Genomic DNA, 25,208 nt, shown 5'->3' on the forward strand with positions numbered 1-25,208 from the left:
AATTGCATATCCAAGTACATAATTCGTGTTTACAAATCTTGTAAAGCATGCTAGAGTTAAATAGTTGTCTTTGACAAATAAAAACACGAACATTTACTTTGGAGAGGAAAAATGAATTTTATTAAGCGTTACTTTCAATTAGAAAAGTACAAGACTAGCGTCAAGACAGAATTTATTGCTGGTCTCACTACCTTCATTAGTATGTCATATATCTTATTTGTTAACCCTAGCGTTTTGGGAGCTAGTGGCATGAATACCGGTGCCGTCTTCACCGCAACTGCTCTAGCTGCCGCTCTTGGGACCGCCATTATGGGGATTGTTGCTAACTACCCCATTGGTGAAGCCCCAGCCTTAGGGATTAACGCTTTCTTTGCCTACACCGTCTGTGTCGGCATGCATGTGAAGTGGCAAACGGCTTTAGCCAGCGTTTTTGTTGCTTCCATTATCTTTATCTTAATTACCTTATTTAAGTTAAGAGAAAAGATCATCGACTCAATCCCATCTGACTTGAAGTTTGCTATTTCTTCTGGGATTGGCTTGTTCATCGCCTTCTTAGGTTTACAAAATGGGAAGTTAATTGTTGCTAACAAGTCAACCTTAGTTGGTTTAGGTTCACTTCATGATCCGCTGGTTTGGATCACTATCTTTGGCTTATTAGTAACTGTCATCTTAATGATCTTAAAAGTTCCTGGTGCCATCTTCATCGGGATGGTTTTAGCTGCAATCTTCGGCATCTGCACCGGTCAAATTGCTTTACCACATAAAGTGATTTCTACGGCTCCAAGCTTAGCACCAACCTTTGGTCAAGCTATCTTCCACGTAAAAGATATCAACACTGTTCAAATGTGGATCGTCGTTTTAACCTTCTTATTGGTAACCTTCTTCGATACTGCCGGTACTTTAATTGGCTTAGCCCAACAAGCCGGTTTCATGAAGAACAACAAGATGCCCCGGGTTGGGAAAGCTTTAGCAGCTGACTCTAGCGCCATGGCAGTTGGTTCAGTCCTTGGTACTTCACCAGTTGGGGCCTTCGTTGAATCAAGTGCCGGAATTGCCGTTGGTGGTCGGACCGGTTTAACTGCAGTCTTTGTTGCCATCTTCTTCTTGATTTCCATGATTTTCAGTCCTTTGCTAGGTGTATTCACGGTCCAAGTGACTGCCCCTGCCTTGATCATCGTTGGGGTCTTGATGGCACAGAACACTGCTCATATTCACTGGGATAAGTTAGAAATTGCGGTACCTTCATTCTTGATTATTTTAGGAATGCCATTAACTTACTCAATTTCTGATGGTTTATCCTGGGGTATGATCACTTACCCAATCTGTATGGTGGCTGCTAAGCGCGGCAAAGAAGTTACACCGATGATGTGGGTGTTGTTCTTTGTCTTCCTCATCTTCTTATGGGTATTGAATTTCTAAAGATCATTAATCTAAAAAGACTAGCAATCAATGTTCAAGTTGATTCGCTAGTCTTTTTTTACTTTTCCAATAAAAAATCAATCAAATTTTGATGAATGATGCCATTACGACTCATATCGAATTTATCCATTGAAAGTACGTATTTAGGATAGTTATCGACAATTCCAGCATAAGCGCCAAATTCACGCTCAATTGTCTGCTGACCGCCCAGCATATAAGTCACTTGATAATATCGTTTATCATTGCCTTTTTGCGCGATAAAGTCGATTTCTTTCTTATCGTTAAGACCAACTGAAACCTGATACCTTCTTCTTAATAATTCAACAAAAACGATGTTCTCTAGTACCTGATCAATATTCTGTTGATTGCTGCCTAATACTGTTTGCCGCAAGCCATGATCAGTAATGTAGTATTTATCATTTACCTTTAAATTTTGTTTACCTTGTAAATGAGTCCGTGGCACACGAGTGAATAAGTAAGCATCACAAGTATAAGAAATATAATCAAGAATCGTATCGATCGAGCTACCACGATGTTCATTCTTAAGGAATTTACCTATTCCTGTCGCTGAAATAGGATGACCGATTTCCCTACTCAAATAACTGATAACTCGGCGCAATAAATCGACAATGCGAATACTATAGCGATCAACGATATCTTTTAGCACGACAGAGCTATAAATATCTTGCAAATAGGTATCACAAGCTTGTTGGTCTTGATAAATTAATGAAAGAAATGGCATTCCACCTATTTCTACATAAGTTAAAAAATCATGGTCCAAATTTTGACGATCAGAATTAATCGCTTCTAAGAATTCTTCAAAAGAAAAGGGATAAACCTTGATTTCAACATAACGCCCAGCAATTTCAGTAGCTAACTCACCTGATAAGAGCTGAGAATTTGAACCGGTAAGATAGATATCACAAGCGTAACTTGCACGTAAGGAATTAATTGCCTTTTCCCAGGAAATAACTTTTTGAATTTCATCTAAAAACAAATAAGCTTTACCGTTAATCTGTTTGATACGCTGAACTAATTCTTCATTAAGTGCTTGATAGTCCAATAATGATTCATATTGCAGCTCTTCAAAGTTGATGTAAATAAAATTATCTTTACTTTTACCGCGCTTTATCAATTCGGATTGAATTTGCTGCAATAAAACAGATTTACCACTACGCCGAATACCTGTAATTACTTTGATAATATCCTTATCAATAAATGGACTAATTCGATTTAAATATACAGTCCGCTTTATCATTTAATCACCTCATTTATATCGATTATAATCGATAAAACCACAAAAAATAGAGTATCTTATCGACTATAATCGATAAGATACTCCATTACCAGGGAAATATTAGCGTGCAATTTCTAAGCAATATGACTTTTGATGACAGTTTGGACAAACTAATCTTCTGAATTTAGGTGTATGAGCGGAAAAGATAAATGTAGTTAAATTAGGAACAAACTTATTGCCACAATTAGGACAAAGATGTTCAACTTGATCATAGTAGTACTTGGTCAAAGTTGCAGTTAAACCTAAGACTAAGACCAACATCATCGCTATACTTAGCCACATTGCAGACAAAAAATTATTCTGTTTAAACTGATATGCACTAACAATTCCCACTACTTCAATCAAAAGAATTGAAAAGCCAAACAACCACATTTTTCTTCTTAAACTAGTTAGTCTACTTTCTTTGTTCATGATTTTTGCAATGTCAGTTAACTCATCGGCAGCAATTCTGTGCGTCGCAATTGTTTTCGTTAGACTTTTTAATTCTTGTTGTTGCTCCTCAAAAGCAGCAATTTGGATTTCATTTTCTGTGAGCTGTTGTTTGAAAAGTAACAATAATGATTCTGAGCCGTTATGATCATTAAGCAATTGCTTAATTTGTTTAATTGAAAAGCCTAACTGTTTCAAATAATTAATTAACTCTAACTTTTGAATCTACTGCTCGCCATAATAGCGATAGCCATTTTCACCAACAAATTCTGGCTTGACCAAATCTTTTTGATCATAGAAGCGAATTGCTCGGGTAGTCATGTTTAATTTCTTCGCGACGTCACCAATCGAATATTTCTGTGACATTGCCTTCACCTCCTAAATTGAATATACGGTTTTGCCTTAGGTTAAGGTCAAGATTTTTCTGAAATAAAATAGATTATCACAGAAAATCGAACAAAAATCTAATTTTATATTGTAATTATTAACTATTTGGGTATAATTCTAAGTGAATGTTCATCTTATACAAATTCTGGAGGTTAAAATGAACTCACTTAGCAATTTCTTCCACCTAAAGGAGAACAATACATCCTTTAGAACTGAATTATTAGCCGGATTAACGACCTTTGTCAGCATGTCTTACATTCTTTTTGTTAATCCGAACGTTCTAGGTGCTAGTGGCATGGATAAGGGTGCCCTCTTCACTGTCACGGCGCTGTCAGCTGCCTTTACCTGTATCGTCATGGGGCTAGTTGCCAACTATCCGATTGCTTCAGCGCCAACCCTAGGCCTGAACGCCTTCTTTACTTACACCGTAGTTTTGGGAATGAAGGTTAAATGGCAAACAGCCTTGGCTGCAGTTTTAGTAGCTTCAATTCTCTTTATCATCTTAACAGTTTTTAAAATTCGAGAAATGATTATTGATGCCATTCCCGCCGATATTAAATATGCAATTTCAGCTGGGATTGGGCTCTTCATTGCCTTTATCGGTTTGCAAGGCGGGCATTTAATTCAAAACAGTGACTCCACCCTTGTAACGATTGGCTCCTTAAATACTCCGGCCGTTTGGATTACTATCTTTGGCTTAATCATTACCATCTTCTTGATGATTGCCCGCGTACCGGGTGCGATCTTTATTGGGATGATCCTCGCAGCTATTTTTGGCGTCGCAATTGGGCAAATTTCAATGCCAAAGGGGATCATCTCGGCGGTGCCAAGTATCGCGTCAACCTTTGGTCAAGCGGTCTTCCACTTGAGCGATATCAATACTGTTCAAATGTGGGTTGTCGTCTTTACCTTCCTCTTAGTCACTTTCTTTGATACCACGGGAACTTTAATCGGCTTAGTCCAGCAAGCTGGCTTAATGAAAAACAATAAGATGCCTCGTGCTGGCCAAGCTTTAGCTGCTGATTCTTCAGGGATGTTAGTTGGTTCTGTGCTTGGAACCTCTCCTGTTGGCGCCTTTGTTGAATCAAGTGCCGGTATCGCAGTTGGTGGGCGAACTGGCTTAACTGCCGTCTGGGTCGGGATTTTCTTCATTATTTCAACGATCTTCTCACCAATTTTAAGTGTCTTCACAACTGAAGTTACTGCACCAGCTCTAATCATTGTGGGAGTTTTGATAGCTGAGAACCTTGCTCATGTGCACTGGACTGATCTTGAAATTGCCATTCCTTGTTTCTTGATTGCATTGGGGATGCCGTTAACTTACTCAATTTCAGATGGTTTAGGCTGGGGCTTAGTGGTTTACCCAATCTCCATGCTGGCTGCCAAGAAGATTAAGCAAGTCACACCGATGATGTGGATTCTGTTTGTGGTCTTTGTCATTTACTTCTTTGTTTTGAACTTTAAATAAATAATTTTCTCCGTAAAAATCGCTACACAAAAAGCTAGTTTAGCCCTCATCGACTAAGCTAGCTTTTTAATATTTCCCGGGAAATATCTTTACGAGCAAGAAACTTGTGCTAAACTAGATACAATTAGTTTCTTAAAAAGTGAATATACGGAGGTATTTTTAGATGCAGACATTAGATAAAGTCTTTCATTTACAGGATGCTCATACCAGCGTCAAACGTGAGTTAGTCGCCGCATTGACTACGTTTGTCTCTCTCTCCTACATCCTATTTGTTAACCCTAACATTTTGCACGCCGCTGGCATCCCTGCCGGCGCTGCCTTCACCGTCACAGCTCTTGCAACTGCAATCGGCTGTTTCATCATGGGTTTTGTTGCTAACTATCCTATTGCCTTAGCTCCAACCTTAGGCTCTGGTGCCTTTTTTGCTTACAACGTTTGTGTGGGCATGCACATCAATTGGCAAACTGCCTTAGCTGCAGTGTTAGTAGCATCTATTTTATTTGTGTTAATCACAGCCCTTCACTTACGAGAATTAGTCGTTGATGCGATTCCGCAAGATTTGAAGTTTGCGATTTCAGCCGGAATTGGCTTGTTCATTGCCTTTATCGGTTTACAAAACGGTAAGTTAATCGTAAACAGTGATTCTTCACTGGTAACCTTAGGTAAGTTCTCATCACCAGCCGTTTGGATTACTCTTTTCGGTTTAGTCTTAACAGTCATCTTGATGGCCATGAACGTACCTGGTTCAATCTTTATCGGAATGATCATAACTGCCATCTTTGGTATCTGCATCGGTCAGATTCCATTGCCACATTCCATCATTTCTACTCCACCATCAATTGCTCCAACCTTTGGTCAAGCAGTCTTCCATGTGACTGACATCAATACACCGCAACTATTCATTGTCGTGTTAACCTTCTTGTTAGTTACCTTCTTTGATACTGCTGGTACTTTGATTGGGATGACCCAACAAGCTGGCTTAGTTGATAAAAATGGTAAGATTCCACGGATCGGTCGGGCCTTTGCTGCCGACTCAACTGCCATGATTGAAGGGGCTATTTTAGGTACTGCTCCTCTTGGAACTTCAGTTGAATCAAGTGCCGGAATTGCCATGGGTGGTCGAACAGGTTTAACTGCGATCTTCATTGGGATCTTCTTCTTGATTAGTATGATCTTCAGTCCATTGTTAGCCGTTATTCCAACCACTGTCACCGCTCCCGCTTTGATCATTGTTGGGGTTCTTATGTCCAGCAACTTGAAGTACATTAATTGGGAGAAGTTTGAAATTGCCTTCCCTGCTTTCTTAATTGTGGTCGGCATGCCATTGACTTACTCCATCTCTGATGGTTTGTCTCTCGGAATGATCGCTTACCCAATCACCATGATTGCCACCAAGCGTTATAAAGAAGTTTCAGTGATGATGTACATTCTGTTCTTCATCTTCATCGGCTTCTTCTTGATTACGAATTTATAGAAAAATGACCGCAAAAAATATTATTCATGACGTGACCTTTTTAAGTAAAAAATCACAAGCAGCAACTAAGGCTGACTTGCCTAACGCAACAGACTTGCGTGACACCTTGATGGCTAATCAAGGCCGGGCTGCTGGCCTAGCTGCCAATATGATCGGTGTTGATAAGCAAATTATCGCTTTCTTCGTGGGACCATTACCAGTAGTAATGCTTAACCCCATAATTACGAGTAAAAGTGGCTTGTACACCGCCAGCGAAGGTTGCTTATCCTTAACCGGTGAACGCCCTGCCAAACGCTATCGTGAGATTACCGTTCAATATGATAATTTGAATTTTGAAAAGCAAACACAAACTTTTACTGACTTTACAGCAGAAGTGATTCAACATGAAATTGATCACTGTCATGGCATTTTGATCTAGCAAAAAAAGCATTATATTTTAGCTGATCTAATGCTTTTTTCATGCCCAAATAGCCTAAGTTGACAAGATGCAAATACTAATTGACAAGATTCTGCCAATAATTGCTCGACATTTTTACCGAAAAAAGCCAAGATAAAAATATAAATTTTCAAATGAGGAGTGAAAATGAATGATCGACGGCCAAAAAGTTGGTCAACGCATCAAAAATTACCGTGAAGATGCCCAACTAACTCAAGATAATCTCGCCCAAAAATTGAATGTTTCGCGTCAATCTGTTTCTAAATGGGAAAAAGGCGGCTCACTACCAGACATTGATCGGCTAGTCGCAATGACTGAATTATTCAATATCTCACTAGATAAGTTAATCTTAGGACAAGATAAAAATGTGCAAAAAGTAGTTTTAGAAAAATCTGCTTCTGCTCATCTGAACTTCTGGGACTTTTTAGCCAAATATTGGTGGTTAATTATTATTTTGTTCCCATTACTCATTACTACTTTGAGCGATGCCATTTCTGAAATTATCGAAGCTTTTTCTTAGGAGTTAAAAATGAAAAAACGAATTCTCTTAATTACCTTATTATTAACACTGACCTTTACTTTAACGGGATGTCGCTTGGGCCTCCATCCCCACACCAATGCCGGACCAACCATTTACCGAACGCTGACGAAACAAAACTTCAATGAAATTGATGCCAATGTCAGTCTGCTAGACTTCAAATTGAAGCCAAGTGACACTTCCAAAGTTGTTTTCCACGGTGGTAAAAAATTAACACCGCAAGTTAAAGTCAAAAATGGCAAATTGATCATCCGCGAAAAGCATCATTTTTTGATCACTATCAACGATAATCAAGAAAATTTACTGACGATTTATTTACCTAGACAGCAGCTAAAGCGAATTGCGATCGACACTAGCGACGGCGATATTACGAGCAATGGCAAAATCGCTGCCAACAAATTAGACCTCAGCAGTGATGATGGGGATATTACAGCTGACTTCTTGCAAGTGAACAAGGGCTCTGTCAGTTCTGATGATGGCGATCTCCAAATTAATCGTCTGCGCTCAACGGCTGGCTTTAAGGCTGATTCCGATGATGGGGACATTACAATTAATAATAGTAACGCAACCGGCTTTGATTTAAGTAGTGATGATGGCGACGTAACTTGTCGTGGTCATAATTATGATGACGATGCTGGCGGCTCTTACCAGCACCATCGCCGCAGCAAGAATGTTCTCATTGCACATAGTGACGACGGGGATGTAGAAGTGAATTAGTCAAAAAGACGGAAAAATTCCCGTCTTTTTTATTTTTCTCTAAAAATATAATTTACTTTTTCCCTCAATGGCTTAACATAGGTAAGTGGCAATTCTTTTGGGGGAATATGAATGAAAAAATATCGCAATTACAGCACATTTCTATTAATTATCATCAGCTTAATGCTGCTAACTACTTGTCCAAGTAGGGCTTTAGCCAAAAGTCGCAATAATGCTCGTCTGCTTTTCCGCCTGCATAGCCTCTACCCAACAGTAGTGCAAAAGACAACGGTTAAAGGCAAACACATCTATGCCTTACAAGAAGTCAACGAAGACACAATTATTAGTGCTGCACGCCGGCCGCATCATCGCCGAACAGCGCACTTTTCTATGCATCATCAATTAGTCTTGCGCAACTTCGGGCATACCCAGACCTTAGTCGCTACTAGTAAAGATCACTGGCTGGTAGGCGCCCGGCCCGTTCAATTCCGCGGTGAAGAATATAGTTGGGACACTGAACTGGCACGGGTCCGTTTTCCTAAAAGAGGACATAAGACTATTGTACATTTAAGCAAGATCCCCCACTTAACTCATTTAAATTACGCAACCGACATGTCACAAAAGAAGTTCAGCCGCGTTAAACGTTCTGAAGCAGCGATCTCGCCTGATTATAAATGGCTTTTAATTGCGACGGTTGATACCCATAACAACGGTCACTTTGCCGTCTACCACTTCAAGACGATCAATCATGCCTTAGACAAGGCGAGTCATCGCAAATATAAGGGCATTAACTTAAAGCACCACAAGCCCGTGTCTGCCTTTCACATTCGCCATTTCTTTGGCAAGCATTTAAATTCCATCCAGGGATACGCAATTGATAATCACTGCAACATTTATATTTCACGTGAGCACACTCCAACAGGACGCAATAGTTCTTATCCCCGCGAGATTGTTAAGATCAAGTGGCATCAGACTAATCATAAGAAGTGGCGTCACTACCACGTTAATACGCGACACTGGAAGCATGTGGCGACTGAATTAGAGGGCATTGAAATAAATGGCAACAAGCTGCGCGTAACGGTGGCTTACCACGAGCGGAATTACACGCACCGCGTAACTAAAAATCGCATTTATCAAGTTGCGAATATTGTGAAGTAAAAAAACGATCAGGGACTCTTATTTTAAGAGTTCGCTTGATCGTTTTTTAGTATTTTTAAGTACTCGGCAATCTACGCTATCCATTTTCAACCCATTCTCTTACATCTTCCGGAACATCGGCAGGTAATACTAATTCACCTTTATCATTTATCGTTGGTGTAATTATTGCTTTTTTATCAAAATTTTTATTGTCTTTTGATCTAATTGGAAGACTATTATCTTGTAATAATTGGTCAATTCTTTTCTTCTCATCATCTGAAACTGTAATTTGCATTGTTGCCATATGAATTCATCCCCTCTAATTACCACAATAATTATGCCATATTTCCATACTTTTCATGGATGTTTAAATGTTTTCTGCTTTTATTTAACTTAATATAATTTGTTAAACACCCTTATTCCCACCATTCCATGCTATAGTGAAGATAATACTAGCCAACAAAGGAGGCCTCTCTACATGGACGCACAATTAACAGAAATTCACCTTAAACACGATGACCCTGATAATTATTATCTCGGCTATCAAGTTACAAAATCAGCTAACTTAACGACTTTGATCGCTCTTGATGAGGATGGTAATGAAGGCGGACTAATTTTAATTAATAATCAAGCAATCGCTACTCAGACAAGCAGTTCAGACAATATTGACTTCTTCCAATTTATCATTGATCATGGCATGTCAAAGGATAATTTCAACTTATCACCGCAAAACGCTGCTTTATTGAAAGCAGGTTTTACTAATCTAGAAACTGCCTTAGCTTATGCTCTCAAAGAGCAGCTAATTATTTCACTAGATGCCGCTGACGGTTACACCTATACCGGCCTAGTCACCAGCGTCAACAATCAGGAAGTTGCATTAAAGGAAGAAAATGGTTACGAACTCAACCAATACCCTACAACGATTCCGCTAACTGACATTGATGCTCTTGATCTGAATAGTGCTGACAATCTTCAATTTGCGGCTTGGCTCCAAGAAAAAGATCATCCCGAAAATGACCTTAACTTAGTGGAAATTTACTTCAATTTCGCTAGTGATGACCGTTATGGCGACTATTTAACTGCGAAAATTTTAGGTAAAAATCAAAACAACCTGCTGGTCCAAGTCTATAACCAGGTAGGTCAAGTGGCAGCCATTAGCTTGTTAAACTACCAACAAATTTCTCACATTAGTGAAGCAAGCGACAGTCTGGACTACTACGCCTTTGTGATCAAGCGCAACCAGCAAGCTGGTATCCTTGATCCATATGCCCTGATGCAGCTCTGGCAACTTGACGCCCATGTCTGCGATTTAGCTAACATCCCTACCATCAAGCAAGTTTTGACCTGGAAGAAGCATTCAACTAACCTGATTGAAATTGACGATCGCAATCGCGATGACAGTAGCTTAGGCATGATTACTAAGGTTGATGAGAAGACTGTCACGCAAAAAATTGCGGATGAGTACCAGTTCAACCGTGAAGACACCTTCTTCTTTGATGACATTTGCTTAGTAGATCTTTGCAGCAGAGATCTACTTCAGATGCAGCTGTATTTATCAAGTAAGCGAAAATAATTGACTATATAAAAACCTGCTAAATCTTTTAATCAATTTAGCAGGTTTTTTAACGCACTTTAGAATCAAAAAAGTACTTTTGCATCATTTATCCTTCTCGTCCAATATGATAATCTGGCATTCTTAATTCAGGATCATTAGCAACTGCCTTTTTAAAGTCATAATCTCCCCATTCTGTTTCATACAAATTAACTTCTTTATGAATTTCTACATTTTCAATACTTGATGAAGTCATAACTACCACTCCTTTACATTCTAGCGTCACTATATCATGCAAATTATTTTAATTTAGGTTTGGTATCTTTCTCATTCTTATTTTTCTGTAAAATTATTCAAAATTAACACGATATTTAATATATTTTCCTACTTTAGGATTTTCAACCAAATATAAGGTATTTTGTTTAGTTGGAGTCCCTGTGTAAATCACAACTGTATTATTGCCCTTCTTCAATTTCGTAGTCTTTTTGCCATTGATTGTAGGAACATCAATAAATTTACTTGGTTGATTTTCTTTTCCACGATATAAAACTAACTTATTCAATGGAAACAACGTATTACGTTCAGAGTCAACCTTTAACTTTGCATAATATATCTTACCCTTAACAAAAGATTTCTCCGGAGAAATCTTTAAAGTATGATCAACATAGGAATATTGGTTGGAAGATAAATCTTTAGTTTTTACTTGGAAATCCTTATATGTATTATTAACTTTCACTTTAGCTACTACCATTAAGATAATCATAATACATAAAACTACTGCAATTAGTATTTTACTTTTATTCTTCATTATCTTCTTCTCTCACAATTTTTCCATTACTAAAAACAAAAATATGATCTGCAACTTTTTCTAAAAATTCTTTATCATGACTTGAAACCAAGATGGTTTTGCCTTCTTTTTTTAAATCTTGAATTAAATCAATTAAAAAAATTTGTCCATCTTCATCTAAAGCATTAGTAGGTTCATCCAAAATCACGATTTTATCATCATTAAGTAAAGCAGAAGCTATTAATAAACGCTGTTTCATCCCTAGTGAATACTCTTTCAATTTTTGAGTATTTTTTGGATCTAATCCAACTCTTTCTAGTAAGGACATAAGCTCTTGATGATCTTTATGATGCTTATTCAAAATGTCTAGCAACTGCAAGTTTTCTATCCCTGTTTTATCCTCTAATAAGCCATACTCTGCAATTGCAAAACTTGTATTAGGAGCAAACATAACATCTTTTCTGACATATTTTCCATTAACTTTTACGGTCCCACTAGATGGCTTAACAAAACCTAAGATGGTCTTAAAAGTAACAGTTTTTCCTGAACCATTAGGTCCTTTAAAACCATATATTTTATTACTTTGAACAGAAAAGCTAATGCCATTCAAAACACTTTTTTTCTTAAATTGTTTAGTAACGTTCTCAACTTCTATAATATTCTTATTCATACACCTTTTACTCCTCAAGCTACAAAGTCTATTTTTTTAATACAAATACTGAGTACAACATCAACAACTACAATCACAATAAGCCCAAGAGGCCAACTAATATTGCTGTGCCAACGTGAATACATTAGTAACGATATAAATGGAAAACTATTTATTGAAATTGTAAGTATACACAAAACAATGACAAATAGAAGATCAAACAATGGATTAATAAAAAACTGAATATTTATAAATAATGTGGTTAATGTCCCAAGTACCAACCATACCGTTATAAAGAAAAGGCTATCTCTGTTTTCGGATATTAGATACCAAGTTATAACTATAACTGTATCAACGATAACGGCTAACAACATTATTGAAGAAATATACAGCTTTAAGCTCACTTCATGTACCATTGGATATTCCTTTAAAAACAGTCTTCTCGGTGCTCCTCCTATTATTAAAAAAGAAGAAATAACTAGAAAAAACCATTCTAAAGGAAATTGAAAATTCCCTGGAATTTGAACTACTCCATTAAGCATATTTATAACTGAAAGTTGTTGCCACTTGCGTAAAAGAATCAGCATTAACATACTTAAATAAATAATCCCAAATCTCCATCTTATATCATGAAAAAACAATGTTGCATTACGCTTTATCAACAATAAATTATTCATATTTAATTTGATCCTTAAAGCTAAAAGATGATAAATAGATATCTATAAATATCAGATATGCTAAATATATTAACAAATCAGTTACTACATTGAAGCCGTATTCATTTCCTGGAATACTCATACCATTAGTCAAGAAGATTGAAAACCTAAATATATTAAAAATCGAATAATCGATTAAAAGTATTATTTCTATTCCAATCAATGCAATCAATTTATTAGATAAAAGCGCTATGATATTAACTACACTCAGGTAAATAAAGCTGCCTAAAAGATTACACCCTAGTAAATACACTCCAAAGATTACATTTTTAGGATTAATTATTTCCTTCCCAATACTTAGAAAAAATAAGACACAAATAATATAAGAAATTAGCAAAATAAGTACTGGTAATAAGGTAGAGACAGTAACATATTTTTTAAAATCTTTACCCTTAATCATCCTGAAATATTCAATATTTGTTGGACGATTAAATAGAAGCAAGTCACCAATCGTTAACATTGGAAGGATAAAATATAATTGATTGTGCATACTAGTAACTGTTGTAGTCAAATTAACAATTGCATCTTTATTCCTAAAGCTCAAAGAGCTATTTTGATAAAAAAGCAAGCTTATAATTATCAAAAAAGAAAAAGCTACAATTATTAATTTAACAACATCTTTAACCGTACATTTAGCTTTTAAATACTTAAATAAATACATTTCTCTTAATACCTACATATACCAAAATAAGCTCTACTAGCATTAACAAAATTATCCCTATAACTACAAAGCCAAAACTAGGTACTACAACTGGGCTCATAGGTATTATGAATAAGGTTGGAGCTGCAAAATTAAATGGGAAAGCAGCTGCAATTACATCCATAATTACTGTTAATAAAAACGGCCCTGCAAAATCTGTAAAATAATTTCTAATAAAGCCCATTAAGGTGACAGATGTTATTGCGCATATGCCACCTATGATTCCAGCAAGAAAGCAATAAAACAGTATTACCGAGACAGGATTCTTGTAATAGATATCCAAAAAATATGTCACACTAGGTGAAATAAAATTGTCACTATTTAATATTCTGTCAGGAATTATATTAGGTAAAGTGCAAAAGAATAAAAGAAAATTAATTATTAATGGCAAAAATACTGTAAAAAAGCCATTTAAAAAGACGTAGAAATAATTAATAAAAATATATTTCTCAAAGCCTAATTTCTTAACTAAATGAGTTATAAACCCAGTCTTCAAATCATCATAGATTGCTTGATTAAATCCTAAGCAACTTATAATAGGTATTACTAAATAGAAAAGTATTGTCCATGAATCCGTATGATAACCAATCCATTGTGTATATGGAGTAAATAACATTTGATTGCCATTTAAATACTGCTTTATAGTAAAAAATTTAACTCCAAAGTGAAGAATTGCAATGATTAGTCCAACCCACAAGCCAATATAATATTTAGGCTGACTCATTCTTTTTAAAAAATACATTTTTAATCCCTTTTCATAAAATTTTATTTTAGCTATTGATTTACTCATCAATCTCATTTATGGTTAATCATTATATCAGAATATTCAACTTTAACAATCATATTTTTGGAGGTATTTTATGAAAAAGAAAATCTTATTTGCCACATTACTTTTATTCTTAGGTTTGGGTGGACTTGTTTCTTCTAAAAGCGTAAATGCAGCAGATACAGATCGCGTTCACTTTGGTTTTAGATGGTATAATCCAGACGACACTACCTACAGACAACAAAAATGGACAAAGAGTGGTTACTACATGAAATCTAATACAGTTACTGTACCTTGGTATACTGCAGCTGCATGGGGTCATTCCTACAAAGCTGGTAGAACAGGAGAAGTAGATGTATCAGAAGGACACAGTGTTCAAGTACATCAAAACACCACTTATAATCTATACAACAAATTAGTGGAATGGTACGGTACAGGAAATAACGCCTACATCAAAGCTTGGTCTTACAGCAATGGATCAGCTTGGGGCTATTGGCACGCAGATCATTAATTTTGAGTTGAAATTCTGATATAATTTCTTGCAAGAATTAAAAACAATGAAATTGATTTTTTAAGAATTGAATCATAACGATTCAATTCTTTTTTTATTTTTAGCATAGATATATTTATAACTGTAAATTAAAAACATACAGTTACGTAAGTAAAAATCAAAACAACCTACTGGTCCAAGTCTATAACCAGGTAGGTCAAGTGGCAGCCATTAGCCTGTTAAACTACCAACAGATTTCTCACATTAGTGAAGCAAGCGATAGTCTGGACTACTATGCCTTTATGATTAAGCGCAACCAGCAAGCTGGCATCCTTGATCCGTATGCTCTGATGCAGCTCTGGCAACTTGATGCCCATGTCTGCGATTTAGCTAACATCCCTACCATCAAGCAAGTTCTGACCTGGAAGAAGCATTCAACTAACCTGATTGAAATTGACGATCGCAATCGCGATGACAGCAGCTTAGGTGTGATTACTAAGGTTGATGAGAAAACTGTCACACAAAAAATTGCGGATGAGTACCAATTTAACCGTGAAGACACCTTCTTCTTTGATGATATTTGCTTAATTGATCTTTGCAGCAGAGACCTACTCCAGATGCAGCTGTATTTATCGAGTAAGCGAAAATAACTCCCCTCAAGCATGAATTCAAAAAATTCGTGCTTTTTTTAAGCAATTATGTTTACAAATGTAAACTAAGAGTATATAGTTACAATTGTAAACGAAAGGAGTCAATCATGACTAAAACTCTTGCACCTGAAAAGAACATCTCAGACAGTGAATGGGATGTCATGCGGATTGTCTGGACTTTAAAACAAACCAGCTCCACTAAAATCATCGAAGAATTGCAAGCTAAACACGCTTGGAGCGAATCAACCATCAAGACTTTGATTCGTCGGCTTGTACAAAAAGGTTGCCTGCAAACCCACAAAGATGGGCGCCGCTTCCTTTATTCAGCAACAGTCAGTCAAACAGAAATGATGATTGCTGCCGCTCAAGAATTGCTGGATCGCATGTGCGACATGCACAAAGGTGAAGTCATTCTTAAGTTATTAGCTGACTCCCCGATCTCCCAAGCGGATCTAAGTAAAATGGCAAAGGTAATTACCAAGAAGCAAAAAACAGCTCCAGCAATGGTGCCGTGCAACTGTCTTCCTGGTGAAGAAAAAATGTGTATGAGGTGATGCAGATGAGTATTGGACAGATTCTTACTATTATTATTGGCTTAACTTTAATTGCCTTCATCGTTTGGTGGTTCTTCGGTAAGCACACTGAAGAAAGTGGAACTTCCACGATCGTCAATGATGAACAAAATGCCACCATTGTTGTTAACGGTGGTTACTCCCCTGCCACGGTTGTCTTGAAGAAAGGAATCCCTGCCCAAGTCAACTTCGACATGCGCGACTCCACTGCGTGCTTGTCCCACGTGGTCTTTGAGCAATTAGGGGTCAATAAAGATTTAACTAAGCAAAAGATTACTACCATTGATATTCCGACTGACAAGGCTGGCACTTACAACTTCGCCTGCGGGATGGATATGTTTCATGGAAAGGTTGTTGTTAAATAATGAGTATTTTTTCAAAGAAGCAAACTAAAAAAGTTGTCGTTAACGCTAAGAATCATGGCTATAAGCCCGAAGTTGTAACCTTCAAGCAAGGTAAGGAGGCCCAATTAAAATTTATTCCTTCCGATAGTATGGGCTGCATGAATGAAGTAGTTTCTAAAGATTTAAACTTTGACCAAAAGTTAGATGGTCAAAAAGAAGTAGTCATTAACATCCCCACTGACAAGCCTGGTACTTATACCTACGCTTGCTCAATGGATATGTTCCATGGAAAGGTTGTCGTTGAATAATGAAGCTTTCAAATATTAAGCGCTTCTGGATCTCCTTTATCTTGGCGATTCCAATGCTCATTCAGATGCTAGCAATGCCCTTCCACTGGATGATGCCTGGCTATAACTGGATTGCCCTAATTACCACAACGATTATTATGGCGATTTCAGCTTTGCCATATTGGAAGAGTGCCATTGCGGCCTTCAAGAAGCACGGCGCTAACATGAATACTTTAGTAGCAGCTGGGACTTCAGTTGCCTACTTCTACAGCATCTTTGCCATGCTCACTGGCCGGCCAGTTTACTTTGAAAGTGCTGCTTTCGTCACCATCTTCGTCTTACTTGGGGATGCGATGGAAGAAAAAATGCACAACAATGCTTCTAACGCCTTAGGTAAATTAATGAGTTTGCAAGCTAAAGACGCTGAAGTAATGCGGGACGGTAAGTTTGTCAAAGTTCCTTTAGACCAAGTTAAAGTCGGCGATTTGATCCGCGTTAAGCCTGGTGAAAAGATCCCAGTTGATGGCGTCATCACTGATGGGACAAGCACTCTGGACGAATCAATGGTTACTGGTGAAAGTATGCCCGTAGTTAAGCAAGTCGGCGATACCGTTGTTGGTTCAACGATTAATAGTAACGGAACCATCACCTTTAAGGCCACTAAGGTTGGCTCTGACACAATGCTGGCTCAGATTGTGGACTTAGTAAAAAAGGCCCAAACCAGTCATGCGCCAATCCAGAATTTAACGGATAAGATTTCTAATATCTTCGTACCTGCTGTCTTAATCATTGCGATTTTAACCTTCGTAATCTGGTATGCTTTCTTGAACGCTACGCCAGTTGAAGCTATGCTCTTCGCTGTTTCGGTAGTGGTGATTGCTTGTCCATGTGCCTTAGGTTTAGCTACGCCAACTGCCCTAATGGTAGGAACTGCTCGCAGTGCTAAGATGGGTGTTTTGATTAAGAACGGTGAAGTCTTACAAGAAGTCAGCAAGATCGACACTGTTGTCTTCGACAAGACTGGTACCATTACCGTTGGTAAGCCTGAAGTGACTGACGTTGTTGGAGATAAGCAAACTGTATTAACTGTCGCTGCTAGCCTAGAAGAAGCTTCTGAGCACCCTTTGGCAACAGCGATTATGAAGAAGGCTCAGGACTTAAAACTGGCTCCAAGTAAGATTAAGAACTTCGCTGCCATTGAAGGTAAAGGTGTCCGCGCTACTTATGAAGGTCAAACAGCCTTTGTCGGTAGTGACAAGTTATTAACTGATATTCAGATTGATGATGACTTAGCTAATAAGGCAACTGCTTTACAAAATGAAGCTAAGACCGTGGTTTACGTCGGCTTAGGCGAGCAGATTATCGGGTTGATCGCTATTCAAGATGTACCAAAGAAGAGCTCCAAGCAAGCTATTTCTGAATTAAAATCCCGCGTCCTGAAGACGGTTGTGCTTACTGGGGATAATGAAAAAGTGGCTCAAGCTATTGCCCAAGAAGTTGGCATTGACCAAGTAATTGCTGGCGTTTTGCCAACCGAAAAGGCGGAGCAGATTAAGAACTTGCAAGAACAAGGCCGCACTGTTGCCTTTGTCGGGGATGGGATTAACGATGCTCCTGCCCTTTCAACCGCTGATGTAGGAATTGCCATGGGTTCAGGAACCGATATTGCCATTGATTCTGGTGGAATTGTCTTAGTGCAGAATGACTTGCGCGGAGTAGTGAGAGCGCTGGATATTTCGAAGAAGACTTTCAACCGGATTAAGTTGAACCTCTTCTGGGCCTTGATCTACAACACAATTGGGATTCCGATTGCCGCTGGCTTATTCATGGGGATGGGCTTGACCCTGAGTCCGGAATTAGCTGGTTTAGCAATGGCCTTCTCATCTGTGTCTGTGGTAACCAGTTCTCTACTTTTAAATAAGACTAAAATTGCTGGTGATACATCAAAAGCGTAGCTTGAAGCTACGCTTTTTTTATTAAATCATATAAATAGCCTTGTATCTTCACGTAATCTCCTTATAATTTTAGCTGTACTTATTTTTTAGCACGTTTCACATGAAACAGTGCAAGAAAAACACGAGGGAGTTAAAAATGGATTTTTCATGGAAACAAGATCTACCTGCCGACCTACAAGCAAAGGTCGACAAGGTTGATCAAAAAATTGCTACACGTTTAAACGAAATTGACGAGCAAGTTTTCTACAATCAACAACGCGTCTTAGAATTATTCAGAAAGCACCACGTTGGTGAAGAAGACTTAGTACCATCAACTGGTTACGGCTATGATGATATTGGTCGTGACAAGATTGAACAAATCTACGCCGACTACTTCAAAGTTGACGATGCTTTAGTTAGAAACCAATTTTCTTCTGCTACTCAAGCAATTTCTGTTGGTCTCTTCAGTATGTTGCGCCCTGGCGACACGCTCTACTACTTGACTGGTACGCCTTATGACACCATTCAAGAAGTGATCGGCTTAGCTGGCAACAAGCCCGGCAATATGAAGGAATGGGGCATTAACTTCAAAGCTACTGAATTACTTGATAATGGTGAAGTGGATTACGAACAAGCGCGCAAAGACTTGCAGGACAAGTCCATCAAGGTCGTAACGATTCAACGTTCACTTGGTTACGCCGTACGTGCCAGTTTCACGATGGCCAAGATCAAGAAGATGCTTAAGTTCATCAAGGAAGTTCGTCCAGACGTGAATATTTTCATCGACAACTGCTACGGTGAATTCTCCGAATGTGAAGAACCAACCTTCTACGGTGCCGACATGATGGCTGGTTCCCTATTCAAGAATGCTGGGGCCGGAATTGTTAAAGGTGGGGCCTTCTTAGTTGGTCGCAAGGACTTAATTGAAGGTGCTGGTTCACGCTTGAACGTTCCTGGTGCAGGTAAAGGCGAAGGCCCAACTTGGGGCTTCTTGCGGGACATCTACCAAGGCTTCTTCATGGCTCCTCATACTACTGGTGAAGCCTTGAAAGGAATGATCTTCACTGCTGCTTTACTTGAAGAAATGGGCATGCAGGTTGCACCTAAATGGGATGATCCGCGAACTGATATTGTTCAAACCGTTACCTTCGGCAAGGCTGATCCAATGGTCAAGTTCTGTGCAGCTATCCAGCACTACTCACCAATGAACTCATTCGTTGATCCTATTCCTTATCACCAAGATGGTTACGAAGATGACGTGGTCATGGCATCAGGTAGTTTCACCGAAGGCTCAACCATTGAATTATCTTCTGATGGTCCTTTGCGTCCACCATACCGGCTTTACATTCAAGGTGGTTTATCATACGCTCATGACAAGATTGCCATCACTCATGCTGTGGAAGAAACTTTTTATCAAAAATAAATTTTAGTCAAAAAAGGCTACAGGGAGTTCATGCTCCTTGCAGCCTTTTTGCTTACTCATCTAACTTCTTCCAAGCCTTTTTCGATCCTCGATTGAGATCTTTCTTTAGCTTGTAATCTTGCCAATCTTTAATGAATAATAAATCCAAATTATAGCCGGCTGGATAAAGGTCTTTTGCTTGTCGCCGTAGCCTTACCCGCTTAAGCGGTACTTCCACAAAGTTTTGTTCAACGAAGACCACTACCTTACCGGCAGTTTTTGCTTTTTGATAGAAAATTGCTTCTTTATTTAAACTCTCGACAAAAACAATATCACCCTTATGAAGGTGCAGGTCTTGGCTTGCCTGTTTAATAGTCTTTTTAAAAGTAACTGTACTTTCAGCAAGTGGTAATTCACCCGTCTTTAAGATCTTAGCAGCACTCTTTAAGACGCGGTCTGACATCCCTGACCGTCCCGCAATCCACAGTGCCCGGCTCTCCCCTGCTTGGTTCATGATCAACTTATAAGTCGGTGTCAGCTTTTTTAAATCAAAGTCCATTGAAGCGGTCATGAAGGCTGGGCTCTTCACGGAATAATCTTTAATGGCGCTATAATGCGTGGTTGCGATGACTAGACAGCCTCGCAGCTGTAATTCTTGCAAAATCGCAATTGCCAGTGCGGACCCTTCATTTGGATCCGTGCCACTGCCTAACTCATCCAAGACAATCAGACTATGCTTCTGCGCTTGGGCCACAATCTGACTAATCTTGACAATTTCACCTGAAAAAGTCGACAAAGAATTATCAATGTCCTGTTGATCGCCAATCAATGAGAAAACGTGATCACAGACCGGAATCTGACACTTTTCAGCTGGTAAAAACAGTCCTAATTCAGTCATCAAGACACTTAAGGCAATGGTCTTCAAGGTAATCGTTTTCCCACCAGCATTTGGGCCAGTGATGATGAGACCACGTTGTGGTTGACCAATTTTCACTGATAAAGGAACCGGGTTAGCCAATAAGGGATGGCGCATTTCGCGTAAGACTAGTTCATTACTCGTGTTTAAATCTGGCCGGGTGCCACCGATCGCTCTAGCGTATTTCGCCCGCGCCAGAATCACATCAAGTTCAGTAATAATTTGTAAATTATGCTCAATTACTGTTAATTGCTCGAAAACTTCAGCAGTCAACATCCCTAAGATTTGCCATTCAATAGCTGAAATTTGAGCAGTGATTTGCGTTTTACGTGCAATCAAGTTAGCCGCCTTAGTCGGTTCCATGTAGACTGTTCCACCATGATTAGAGACGTCAACTACTTGTCCTGGAAAGCTTTTACGGTAATTGGCTTTTACCGGTACAGTATAATGACCATCCTTTTCTACGACCAACTTCTCTTGCAAAGCTGCTTGATATTTTTTACTCTGCAACAAGTGCTGCAAACTATTCTTTAAGTCGGCATTGATTTGCTTCACCTGCACGCGTAATCTGGCTAGGTCATGGTCAGCGTGACTAGCTACTTCTCCATGTTCCACCTTTTGATAAATTTCATCTTCAAGCTGAGTGAGAATTTCAATTTCAGTTCCATAACTAATTAAAATTGGCGCTTGTGCTTGTCGCAGTAAGAAGCGCTTCAATAGTCGGTTCACCCGAATGAAGTCGGCTACTTTTTCTAATTCGGCGGCAGACAAAACTAAGCCCTTACTTACCTTTTGCAGTAACGGCTTCAGTGAATCTGATGATACAAACGGCACATGTAATCCGCGCTGCAAGATTTCAACCATTTCGGCAGTTTCATTCAGCAGCAAAGTAGTCGCGTTTAAGCTTGTCTTCGGCGCCATTTGTGTAATCAAGCTTTTGGCTTCTGGCGTGGTGGCGTAACTGGCGACTAATTCTCTCACCCGATCAAGGCCGAGTTCATCATTATTTATTTTGTTCATTAATTCGTATCCTCAAGAAAATTCAGTGATAGTTTGACACTTTTTCTAGAGGAACAAGTATTTAAGTCCCTCTAGACTAAAATACAATGCTTAGCATATGGCATATTTCCTTTTCTATTTTTTGATTAGGTTAATGATACTATGGAAGTTAAAGATTTGCCAAGATTTTTTAGATGAAGATTAGAAAGATGTCAAAGACGATTATGATGGTTCATTATTTTTTACTTTAGCTTCATTTAAATTACTTAAAGCTAAGTTTACTTCTGCAATTGTTGCCTGCTTGTTATTCAAAACACTCTTAGCTTTTTCAATGTACCAATTATATCTAGATTGATAGAAATCTCTATTATCTCCTAACTTAGCTTGATCTAATGCTTGCTGTAACTTCATTTTATTAGATAAAGTTTCAACTTGACTTTCTTGCTTAGCCTGTTTGTAAGTATTAGCTACCCTTAATTTTGGTCCAAATGCATATCTAGTTCTGGTAGCTTTAACAAAGGCATTTTCCCAGGTATCTGTATCTTGGTAATGCCAAAAATCTTCAATTTGATAGAACAATTCCGTTTTTTTCACTAAGAATCCAAATATATATTAATTTCTTAACAGGAATTACTGTTCCACTAGCAAGTAATGCATTTTTAGTTTTTTCTTTTTGACCATTAATATCGTACACGTTATTAGTTTTGACATACACGTGAGGTGTTTTATTACATGACTTTAAATTCTGTATAACTTTAGTTTTGAGATCTAAGTTTTTAATATATTCCTCTTTAGTACCTTTAATATGATAGAAGGTTTCGTATCCTTCTGTAGGATCATCTTCTCTTAGTTCGCCTATCCCATCAATAGTAATTTTGGTCCTTGGAGATAATCTTCTTATTATTACTAAAGGATCCTTATCACCATAAACTGGAATTGATTTATTCTTAGTTTCAACTTTAAGTTCATTAACACATAAGTAATTCTTGTTTATTAAGTAAACATTAGCTGCCTTAATAAAACCACCATGTCCAATACTGTAGAATTTTTGTCTCTTAATTGTATGATATGGTAAATAATAATAGCGGTAATCTATAGTCACATAATAATATAACTTACCATACGGCTTTATTGATCTTATCTTGTCAGTATATTTAATTAAAGCGTTCTTTTTTAATTTTACAATCGGCCATAAATATCACTTTCTGCTTTTTATAGACAACAATTAAAAAAGCCTACTCTTCAACTAAGAAGAATCGACTCTTTTATGCGCACAAGTGTGTATAATAAAAGCAACGAATTTACGACAGAGGTGAGTTTCATGAGACGAGCTGTTTATCCTGCAGTTTTTGACGATTCCAAAAACGATGAAAAAGATTATTACTCAATTGATTTTCCTGATGTACCTGGAGCCTTTAGTGAAGGACATGGTCTAGCTGATTCACTCTATAACGCTGAACAAACATTGGGCTTAGCTTTATATGACATTCCAGATAACAAGTTACCTAAACCAACACCAATTGCCACTGTAGAAAAGTTCTGCAAAGTACATTACCCTAATGCTAAAGTTTATCCTGTTGCGGCTGATCTCGATGAGGCTGCTAAAGAAGTAGTGCCTGTGATGGTCCGAAAAAACACTCGAATCCCAGGTGATATTGCGGTTAGAGCAGAAAAAGCTGGGATCAATTTTTCTAAGACCTTAACCAAATCACTCGAAAAATAATTAGCAGCTTTAAATCAATAGAAAAAGCACTCTTAAGAGTGCCTTTTTTCATAGCAGCGTAATCTTCTTTCCCTTAACCTGAATGCGGCCATCTTTTTCCAGCTCTTTTAGCTTGCGGCTAAAAGTCTCCGGCGTAATGCCTAAGTAACTAGCTAAGTCTTTCTTTTTTAGCTGCAAAGTCACCGTCATCGTGCCCTGCTTCTTCTCTAAGTCCTCTAAATGCGCCATAATTCTTTCTTTGGCATCCATCGAATTACGCCGCACCGTATTTTGCTCAACGGTAATTAAACGCTGCCCAAAGTCATTAAGTAGGTTAAGCGCTAAATCGGGTGTTTCATGCAATAGTTTTTGAAAATCCTTCCGCGTCATTGAGCACACCCAAGTATCCGTAGTTGCCTGCACATAATTTTCCCTGCTTTGGTCACTAAACAGGTGCTCCTGGCCCTCAGAATCACCCTTGTTTAAGGTGCCCAAGACCACTTCTTTTCCATCTTCGTTCAAGCTATAGACCTTCGCGTGCCCCTTATCCATGACCAGCATGCCGTCTTTGCCATCAAAGGGCTGACGAATCAAACTACCTTTTGGAAAAAACTCCTGGTGAGCTGAAATCGGCACGAGTTTTTCTCTTAATTCAACGGGTAAATTTCTAAAAATTTCTGCTTTACTCAAGCAAGCTAATGGAGAATGATTTTTTTGCATTTTCCTCGCCTTTCTTGATTTAGATCAATTTTATTATAGCAAGTTCTTTCTAAAATAAAAGTTGTCAAGTGTTAGAAAAACAATTCGCTCTCAATTGGTTGTATATTAAAGATGCAACTAACAGTAGTATCTTAGAAAGGACTTTTATCATGACAAAATACATTGCACACATTACCGCCTTAAACGCTGATAAAATTGGCTGCAACCCTCACGGAACTGCCGAATTTACCGAAAATGGTGACAAATTGCACATCAAGGTTGAAATGTTCGATACCCCAAAGAACATCGAACACTGGGAACACTTCCACGGTTTCCCTGACGGCAAGGATGCTAATGTGCCAACCATGGCTCAAGACAAAAATCACGATGGCTTCATTGACTTACCAGAGACTGAAGAAGTTTCAGGAACAACGATGGTACCATTAGACGATGCACCACAAGACATGAATATTCCCCATGACGGCTATCCTGTTGCTGACAGCGAAGGTCACTACGAATACGAAATTGATGTGCCATTGAAAGACTTACAAGCTAAGTTTAAATCTGCCTTTGGTACCGACGACTTGCAATTAGACAAGCGGGTCGTTTACGTTCACGGTGTCCCAAAGGACTTAGACTTACCTGACACAGTTGGTGGTTGCGTAATGAGTTACGATGCTCATACTACTTTGCCAATTGCTGCTGGTAAGATTGAAAAAGCTTAATAATTTTCTCTAAAAACCTCATCATGTATATTTGACA

The 25,208-nt window shown here is 38.3% G+C and carries 31 protein-coding genes; 17 read left to right on the top strand and 14 right to left on the bottom strand.

The window, feature by feature from the left end; genetic code table 11:
* Positions 1 to 111 precede the first annotated feature (111 nt).
* On the top strand, positions 112 to 1,419 hold the full coding sequence (locus EJK17_RS01775; protein WP_103660619.1) for an NCS2 family permease: 1,308 nt from the start codon (positions 112 to 114) through the stop codon (positions 1,417 to 1,419).
* A gap of 58 nt (positions 1,420 to 1,477) precedes the next feature.
* Here EJK17_RS01775 and EJK17_RS01780 read toward each other — a convergent pair whose 3' ends face one another.
* The 3 genes from EJK17_RS01780 to EJK17_RS11715 form a co-directional block, all read right to left on the bottom strand.
* Positions 1,478 to 2,677 carry an ATP-binding protein gene (locus EJK17_RS01780; protein ID WP_103660618.1) on the bottom strand — a complete coding sequence of 400 codons (1,200 nt, stop codon included), beginning with the start codon at positions 2,675 to 2,677 and terminating at the stop codon, positions 1,478 to 1,480.
* A gap of 99 nt (positions 2,678 to 2,776) precedes the next feature.
* On the bottom strand, positions 2,777 to 3,370 hold the full coding sequence (locus EJK17_RS01785) for a MerR family DNA-binding protein (RefSeq protein WP_304466326.1): 594 nt from the start codon (positions 3,368 to 3,370) through the stop codon (positions 2,777 to 2,779).
* The gene (locus tag EJK17_RS11715; protein ID WP_236629277.1) at positions 3,371 to 3,511 is read right to left on the bottom strand and encodes a MerR family DNA-binding transcriptional regulator; all 141 of its coding nucleotides are present in this window, start codon (positions 3,509 to 3,511) and stop codon (positions 3,371 to 3,373) included.
* Between the two features lie 178 nt (positions 3,512 to 3,689).
* Here EJK17_RS11715 and EJK17_RS01790 point away from each other — a divergent pair, with 178 nt between their 5' ends.
* From EJK17_RS01790 to EJK17_RS01815, 6 genes are all read left to right on the top strand, one after another.
* Positions 3,690 to 5,000, top strand: coding sequence for an NCS2 family permease (locus EJK17_RS01790; RefSeq protein WP_103660617.1), 1,311 nt, complete (start codon positions 3,690 to 3,692; stop codon positions 4,998 to 5,000).
* A 163-nt stretch (positions 5,001 to 5,163) separates the two neighbouring features.
* Positions 5,164 to 6,474, top strand: a complete 1,311-nt coding sequence (locus EJK17_RS01795) for an NCS2 family permease (RefSeq protein WP_103660616.1) — start codon at positions 5,164 to 5,166, stop codon at positions 6,472 to 6,474.
* Positions 6,475 to 6,478: 4 nt separating this feature from the next.
* Positions 6,479 to 6,892, top strand: a complete 414-nt coding sequence (locus tag EJK17_RS01800) for a peptide deformylase (protein WP_103660615.1) — start codon at positions 6,479 to 6,481, stop codon at positions 6,890 to 6,892.
* Positions 6,893 to 7,061: 169 nt separating this feature from the next.
* Complete coding sequence (locus tag EJK17_RS01805) at positions 7,062 to 7,430, top strand: helix-turn-helix domain-containing protein (protein WP_103660614.1); 369 nt, start codon at positions 7,062 to 7,064, stop codon at positions 7,428 to 7,430.
* A 9-nt stretch (positions 7,431 to 7,439) separates the two neighbouring features.
* On the top strand, positions 7,440 to 8,165 hold the full coding sequence (locus EJK17_RS01810) for a DUF4097 family beta strand repeat-containing protein (RefSeq protein WP_103660613.1): 726 nt from the start codon (positions 7,440 to 7,442) through the stop codon (positions 8,163 to 8,165).
* Positions 8,166 to 8,276: 111 nt separating this feature from the next.
* The gene (locus tag EJK17_RS01815; RefSeq protein ID WP_103660612.1) at positions 8,277 to 9,302 is read left to right on the top strand and encodes a helveticin J family class III bacteriocin; all 1,026 of its coding nucleotides are present in this window, start codon (positions 8,277 to 8,279) and stop codon (positions 9,300 to 9,302) included.
* A gap of 76 nt (positions 9,303 to 9,378) precedes the next feature.
* Here the strand turns inward: EJK17_RS01815 and EJK17_RS01820 are convergent, their stop codons facing one another.
* Positions 9,379 to 9,585, bottom strand: coding sequence for a hypothetical protein (locus EJK17_RS01820; RefSeq protein ID WP_103660611.1), 207 nt, complete (start codon positions 9,583 to 9,585; stop codon positions 9,379 to 9,381).
* A gap of 174 nt (positions 9,586 to 9,759) precedes the next feature.
* On the opposite strand from EJK17_RS01820, the gene EJK17_RS01825 reads away from it, so the two are divergent.
* The gene (locus EJK17_RS01825; RefSeq protein ID WP_103660610.1) at positions 9,760 to 10,854 is read left to right on the top strand and encodes a hypothetical protein; all 1,095 of its coding nucleotides are present in this window, start codon (positions 9,760 to 9,762) and stop codon (positions 10,852 to 10,854) included.
* A gap of 88 nt (positions 10,855 to 10,942) precedes the next feature.
* On the opposite strand, the gene EJK17_RS11365 is transcribed toward EJK17_RS01825, so the two are convergent.
* The 6 genes from EJK17_RS11365 to EJK17_RS01850 all read right to left on the bottom strand — a co-directional run bounded on the left by EJK17_RS11365 (position 10,943) and on the right by EJK17_RS01850 (position 14,475).
* Positions 10,943 to 11,089, bottom strand: coding sequence for a hypothetical protein (locus EJK17_RS11365; RefSeq protein WP_161494888.1), 147 nt, complete (start codon positions 11,087 to 11,089; stop codon positions 10,943 to 10,945).
* Positions 11,090 to 11,182: 93 nt separating this feature from the next.
* Positions 11,183 to 11,641, bottom strand: coding sequence for a hypothetical protein (locus EJK17_RS01830; protein ID WP_103660609.1), 459 nt, complete (start codon positions 11,639 to 11,641; stop codon positions 11,183 to 11,185).
* Positions 11,631 to 12,290 (bottom strand): ABC transporter ATP-binding protein, encoded by a 660-nt coding sequence (locus EJK17_RS01835; protein WP_103660608.1) that lies wholly within the window; start codon positions 12,288 to 12,290, stop codon positions 11,631 to 11,633. The genes EJK17_RS01830 and EJK17_RS01835 overlap by 11 nt, the downstream gene beginning before the upstream one ends.
* Positions 12,291 to 12,304: 14 nt before the next feature.
* Positions 12,305 to 12,946, bottom strand: a complete 642-nt coding sequence (locus EJK17_RS01840) for a hypothetical protein (protein WP_103660607.1) — start codon at positions 12,944 to 12,946, stop codon at positions 12,305 to 12,307.
* The gene (locus tag EJK17_RS01845) at positions 12,939 to 13,646 is read right to left on the bottom strand and encodes a hypothetical protein (protein WP_103660606.1); all 708 of its coding nucleotides are present in this window, start codon (positions 13,644 to 13,646) and stop codon (positions 12,939 to 12,941) included. Before EJK17_RS01845 ends, EJK17_RS01840 begins: the two co-directional genes overlap by 8 nt.
* Positions 13,633 to 14,475 carry a hypothetical protein gene (locus tag EJK17_RS01850; protein ID WP_127796151.1) on the bottom strand — a complete coding sequence of 281 codons (843 nt, stop codon included), beginning with the start codon at positions 14,473 to 14,475 and terminating at the stop codon, positions 13,633 to 13,635. Before EJK17_RS01850 ends, EJK17_RS01845 begins: the two co-directional genes overlap by 14 nt.
* 70 nt (positions 14,476 to 14,545) lie before the next feature.
* Here EJK17_RS01850 and EJK17_RS01855 point away from each other — a divergent pair, with 70 nt between their 5' ends.
* The 7 genes from EJK17_RS01855 (at position 14,546) to EJK17_RS01885 (ending at position 20,151) form a co-directional block, all read left to right on the top strand.
* Complete coding sequence (locus tag EJK17_RS01855) at positions 14,546 to 14,962, top strand: hypothetical protein (protein WP_103660604.1); 417 nt, start codon at positions 14,546 to 14,548, stop codon at positions 14,960 to 14,962.
* Positions 14,963 to 15,162: 200 nt separating this feature from the next.
* The gene (locus EJK17_RS01860; RefSeq protein ID WP_103660603.1) at positions 15,163 to 15,591 is read left to right on the top strand and encodes a hypothetical protein; all 429 of its coding nucleotides are present in this window, start codon (positions 15,163 to 15,165) and stop codon (positions 15,589 to 15,591) included.
* 107 nt (positions 15,592 to 15,698) lie between these two features.
* Positions 15,699 to 16,145, top strand: a complete 447-nt coding sequence (locus EJK17_RS01865; RefSeq protein WP_103660602.1) for a CopY/TcrY family copper transport repressor — start codon at positions 15,699 to 15,701, stop codon at positions 16,143 to 16,145.
* Positions 16,146 to 16,150: 5 nt separating this feature from the next.
* Entirely contained in the window at positions 16,151 to 16,528 is a 378-nt protein-coding gene (locus EJK17_RS01870; RefSeq protein ID WP_103660601.1) for a cupredoxin domain-containing protein, read from the top strand.
* Entirely contained in the window at positions 16,528 to 16,815 is a 288-nt protein-coding gene (locus tag EJK17_RS01875) for a cupredoxin domain-containing protein (RefSeq protein WP_103660600.1), read from the top strand. Before EJK17_RS01870 ends, EJK17_RS01875 begins: the two co-directional genes overlap by 1 nt.
* Positions 16,815 to 18,749 carry a copper-translocating P-type ATPase gene (locus EJK17_RS01880; protein ID WP_103660599.1) on the top strand — a complete coding sequence of 645 codons (1,935 nt, stop codon included), beginning with the start codon at positions 16,815 to 16,817 and terminating at the stop codon, positions 18,747 to 18,749. Before EJK17_RS01875 ends, EJK17_RS01880 begins: the two co-directional genes overlap by 1 nt.
* Before the next feature lie 136 nt (positions 18,750 to 18,885).
* Entirely contained in the window at positions 18,886 to 20,151 is a 1,266-nt protein-coding gene (locus EJK17_RS01885) for a methionine gamma-lyase family protein (protein ID WP_103660598.1), read from the top strand.
* A 52-nt stretch (positions 20,152 to 20,203) separates the two neighbouring features.
* On the opposite strand, the gene EJK17_RS01890 is transcribed toward EJK17_RS01885, so the two are convergent.
* The 3 genes from EJK17_RS01890 to EJK17_RS01900 form a co-directional block, all read right to left on the bottom strand.
* Entirely contained in the window at positions 20,204 to 22,066 is a 1,863-nt protein-coding gene (locus EJK17_RS01890) for an endonuclease MutS2 (RefSeq protein WP_103660597.1), read from the bottom strand.
* A gap of 201 nt (positions 22,067 to 22,267) precedes the next feature.
* Positions 22,268 to 22,639, bottom strand: coding sequence for a hypothetical protein (locus tag EJK17_RS01895; protein WP_127796152.1), 372 nt, complete (start codon positions 22,637 to 22,639; stop codon positions 22,268 to 22,270).
* On the bottom strand, positions 22,608 to 23,147 hold the full coding sequence (locus EJK17_RS01900) for a hypothetical protein (RefSeq protein WP_103660595.1): 540 nt from the start codon (positions 23,145 to 23,147) through the stop codon (positions 22,608 to 22,610). Before EJK17_RS01900 ends, EJK17_RS01895 begins: the two co-directional genes overlap by 32 nt.
* 219 nt (positions 23,148 to 23,366) lie before the next feature.
* Between EJK17_RS01900 and EJK17_RS01905 the strand changes: the two genes are divergently transcribed.
* Positions 23,367 to 23,768 carry a type II toxin-antitoxin system HicB family antitoxin gene (locus EJK17_RS01905; RefSeq protein WP_103660594.1) on the top strand — a complete coding sequence of 134 codons (402 nt, stop codon included), beginning with the start codon at positions 23,367 to 23,369 and terminating at the stop codon, positions 23,766 to 23,768.
* A 48-nt stretch (positions 23,769 to 23,816) separates the two neighbouring features.
* Here EJK17_RS01905 and EJK17_RS01910 read toward each other — a convergent pair whose 3' ends face one another.
* Positions 23,817 to 24,467 (bottom strand): Crp/Fnr family transcriptional regulator, encoded by a 651-nt coding sequence (locus tag EJK17_RS01910; RefSeq protein WP_103660593.1) that lies wholly within the window; start codon positions 24,465 to 24,467, stop codon positions 23,817 to 23,819.
* 149 nt (positions 24,468 to 24,616) lie between these two features.
* Between EJK17_RS01910 and EJK17_RS01915 the strand changes: the two genes are divergently transcribed.
* A complete protein-coding gene (locus EJK17_RS01915) occupies positions 24,617 to 25,171 on the top strand; it encodes a hypothetical protein (protein ID WP_103660592.1) in 555 nt (184 codons plus the stop codon).
* The last annotated feature ends 37 nt before the right edge of the window (positions 25,172 to 25,208 follow it).

This window comes from Lactobacillus xujianguonis, from assembly GCF_004009905.1.
Lineage (GTDB): Bacteria > Bacillota > Bacilli > Lactobacillales > Lactobacillaceae > Lactobacillus > Lactobacillus xujianguonis.

Excerpts from the sequence above, each read along its gene's own strand:
- EJK17_RS01775 (WP_103660619.1), top strand. The coding sequence starts at position 112 with ATGAATTTTATTAAGCGTTACTTTCAATTAGAAAAGTACAAGACTAGC.
- EJK17_RS01780 (WP_103660618.1), bottom strand. The coding sequence starts at position 2,677 with ATGATAAAGCGGACTGTATATTTAAATCGAATTAGTCCATTTATTGAT.
- EJK17_RS11715 (WP_236629277.1), bottom strand. The coding sequence starts at position 3,511 with ATGTCACAGAAATATTCGATTGGTGACGTCGCGAAGAAATTAAACATG.
- EJK17_RS01790 (WP_103660617.1), top strand. The coding sequence starts at position 3,690 with ATGAACTCACTTAGCAATTTCTTCCACCTAAAGGAGAACAATACATCC.
- EJK17_RS01795 (WP_103660616.1), top strand. The coding sequence starts at position 5,164 with ATGCAGACATTAGATAAAGTCTTTCATTTACAGGATGCTCATACCAGC.
- EJK17_RS01800 (WP_103660615.1), top strand. The coding sequence starts at position 6,479 with ATGACCGCAAAAAATATTATTCATGACGTGACCTTTTTAAGTAAAAAA.
- EJK17_RS01805 (WP_103660614.1), top strand. The coding sequence starts at position 7,062 with ATGATCGACGGCCAAAAAGTTGGTCAACGCATCAAAAATTACCGTGAA.
- EJK17_RS01810 (WP_103660613.1), top strand. The coding sequence starts at position 7,440 with ATGAAAAAACGAATTCTCTTAATTACCTTATTATTAACACTGACCTTT.
- EJK17_RS01815 (WP_103660612.1), top strand. The coding sequence starts at position 8,277 with ATGAAAAAATATCGCAATTACAGCACATTTCTATTAATTATCATCAGC.
- EJK17_RS01820 (WP_103660611.1), bottom strand. The coding sequence starts at position 9,585 with ATGGCAACAATGCAAATTACAGTTTCAGATGATGAGAAGAAAAGAATT.
- EJK17_RS01825 (WP_103660610.1), top strand. The coding sequence starts at position 9,760 with ATGGACGCACAATTAACAGAAATTCACCTTAAACACGATGACCCTGAT.
- EJK17_RS11365 (WP_161494888.1), bottom strand. The coding sequence starts at position 11,089 with ATGACTTCATCAAGTATTGAAAATGTAGAAATTCATAAAGAAGTTAAT.
- EJK17_RS01830 (WP_103660609.1), bottom strand. The coding sequence starts at position 11,641 with ATGAAGAATAAAAGTAAAATACTAATTGCAGTAGTTTTATGTATTATG.
- EJK17_RS01835 (WP_103660608.1), bottom strand. The coding sequence starts at position 12,290 with ATGAATAAGAATATTATAGAAGTTGAGAACGTTACTAAACAATTTAAG.
- EJK17_RS01840 (WP_103660607.1), bottom strand. The coding sequence starts at position 12,946 with ATGAATAATTTATTGTTGATAAAGCGTAATGCAACATTGTTTTTTCAT.
- EJK17_RS01845 (WP_103660606.1), bottom strand. The coding sequence starts at position 13,646 with ATGTATTTATTTAAGTATTTAAAAGCTAAATGTACGGTTAAAGATGTT.
- EJK17_RS01850 (WP_127796151.1), bottom strand. The coding sequence starts at position 14,475 with ATGAGTAAATCAATAGCTAAAATAAAATTTTATGAAAAGGGATTAAAA.
- EJK17_RS01855 (WP_103660604.1), top strand. The coding sequence starts at position 14,546 with ATGAAAAAGAAAATCTTATTTGCCACATTACTTTTATTCTTAGGTTTG.
- EJK17_RS01865 (WP_103660602.1), top strand. The coding sequence starts at position 15,699 with ATGACTAAAACTCTTGCACCTGAAAAGAACATCTCAGACAGTGAATGG.
- EJK17_RS01870 (WP_103660601.1), top strand. The coding sequence starts at position 16,151 with ATGAGTATTGGACAGATTCTTACTATTATTATTGGCTTAACTTTAATT.
- EJK17_RS01875 (WP_103660600.1), top strand. The coding sequence starts at position 16,528 with ATGAGTATTTTTTCAAAGAAGCAAACTAAAAAAGTTGTCGTTAACGCT.
- EJK17_RS01880 (WP_103660599.1), top strand. The coding sequence starts at position 16,815 with ATGAAGCTTTCAAATATTAAGCGCTTCTGGATCTCCTTTATCTTGGCG.
- EJK17_RS01885 (WP_103660598.1), top strand. The coding sequence starts at position 18,886 with ATGGATTTTTCATGGAAACAAGATCTACCTGCCGACCTACAAGCAAAG.
- EJK17_RS01890 (WP_103660597.1), bottom strand. The coding sequence starts at position 22,066 with ATGAACAAAATAAATAATGATGAACTCGGCCTTGATCGGGTGAGAGAA.
- EJK17_RS01905 (WP_103660594.1), top strand. The coding sequence starts at position 23,367 with ATGAGACGAGCTGTTTATCCTGCAGTTTTTGACGATTCCAAAAACGAT.
- EJK17_RS01910 (WP_103660593.1), bottom strand. The coding sequence starts at position 24,467 with ATGCAAAAAAATCATTCTCCATTAGCTTGCTTGAGTAAAGCAGAAATT.
- EJK17_RS01915 (WP_103660592.1), top strand. The coding sequence starts at position 24,617 with ATGACAAAATACATTGCACACATTACCGCCTTAAACGCTGATAAAATT.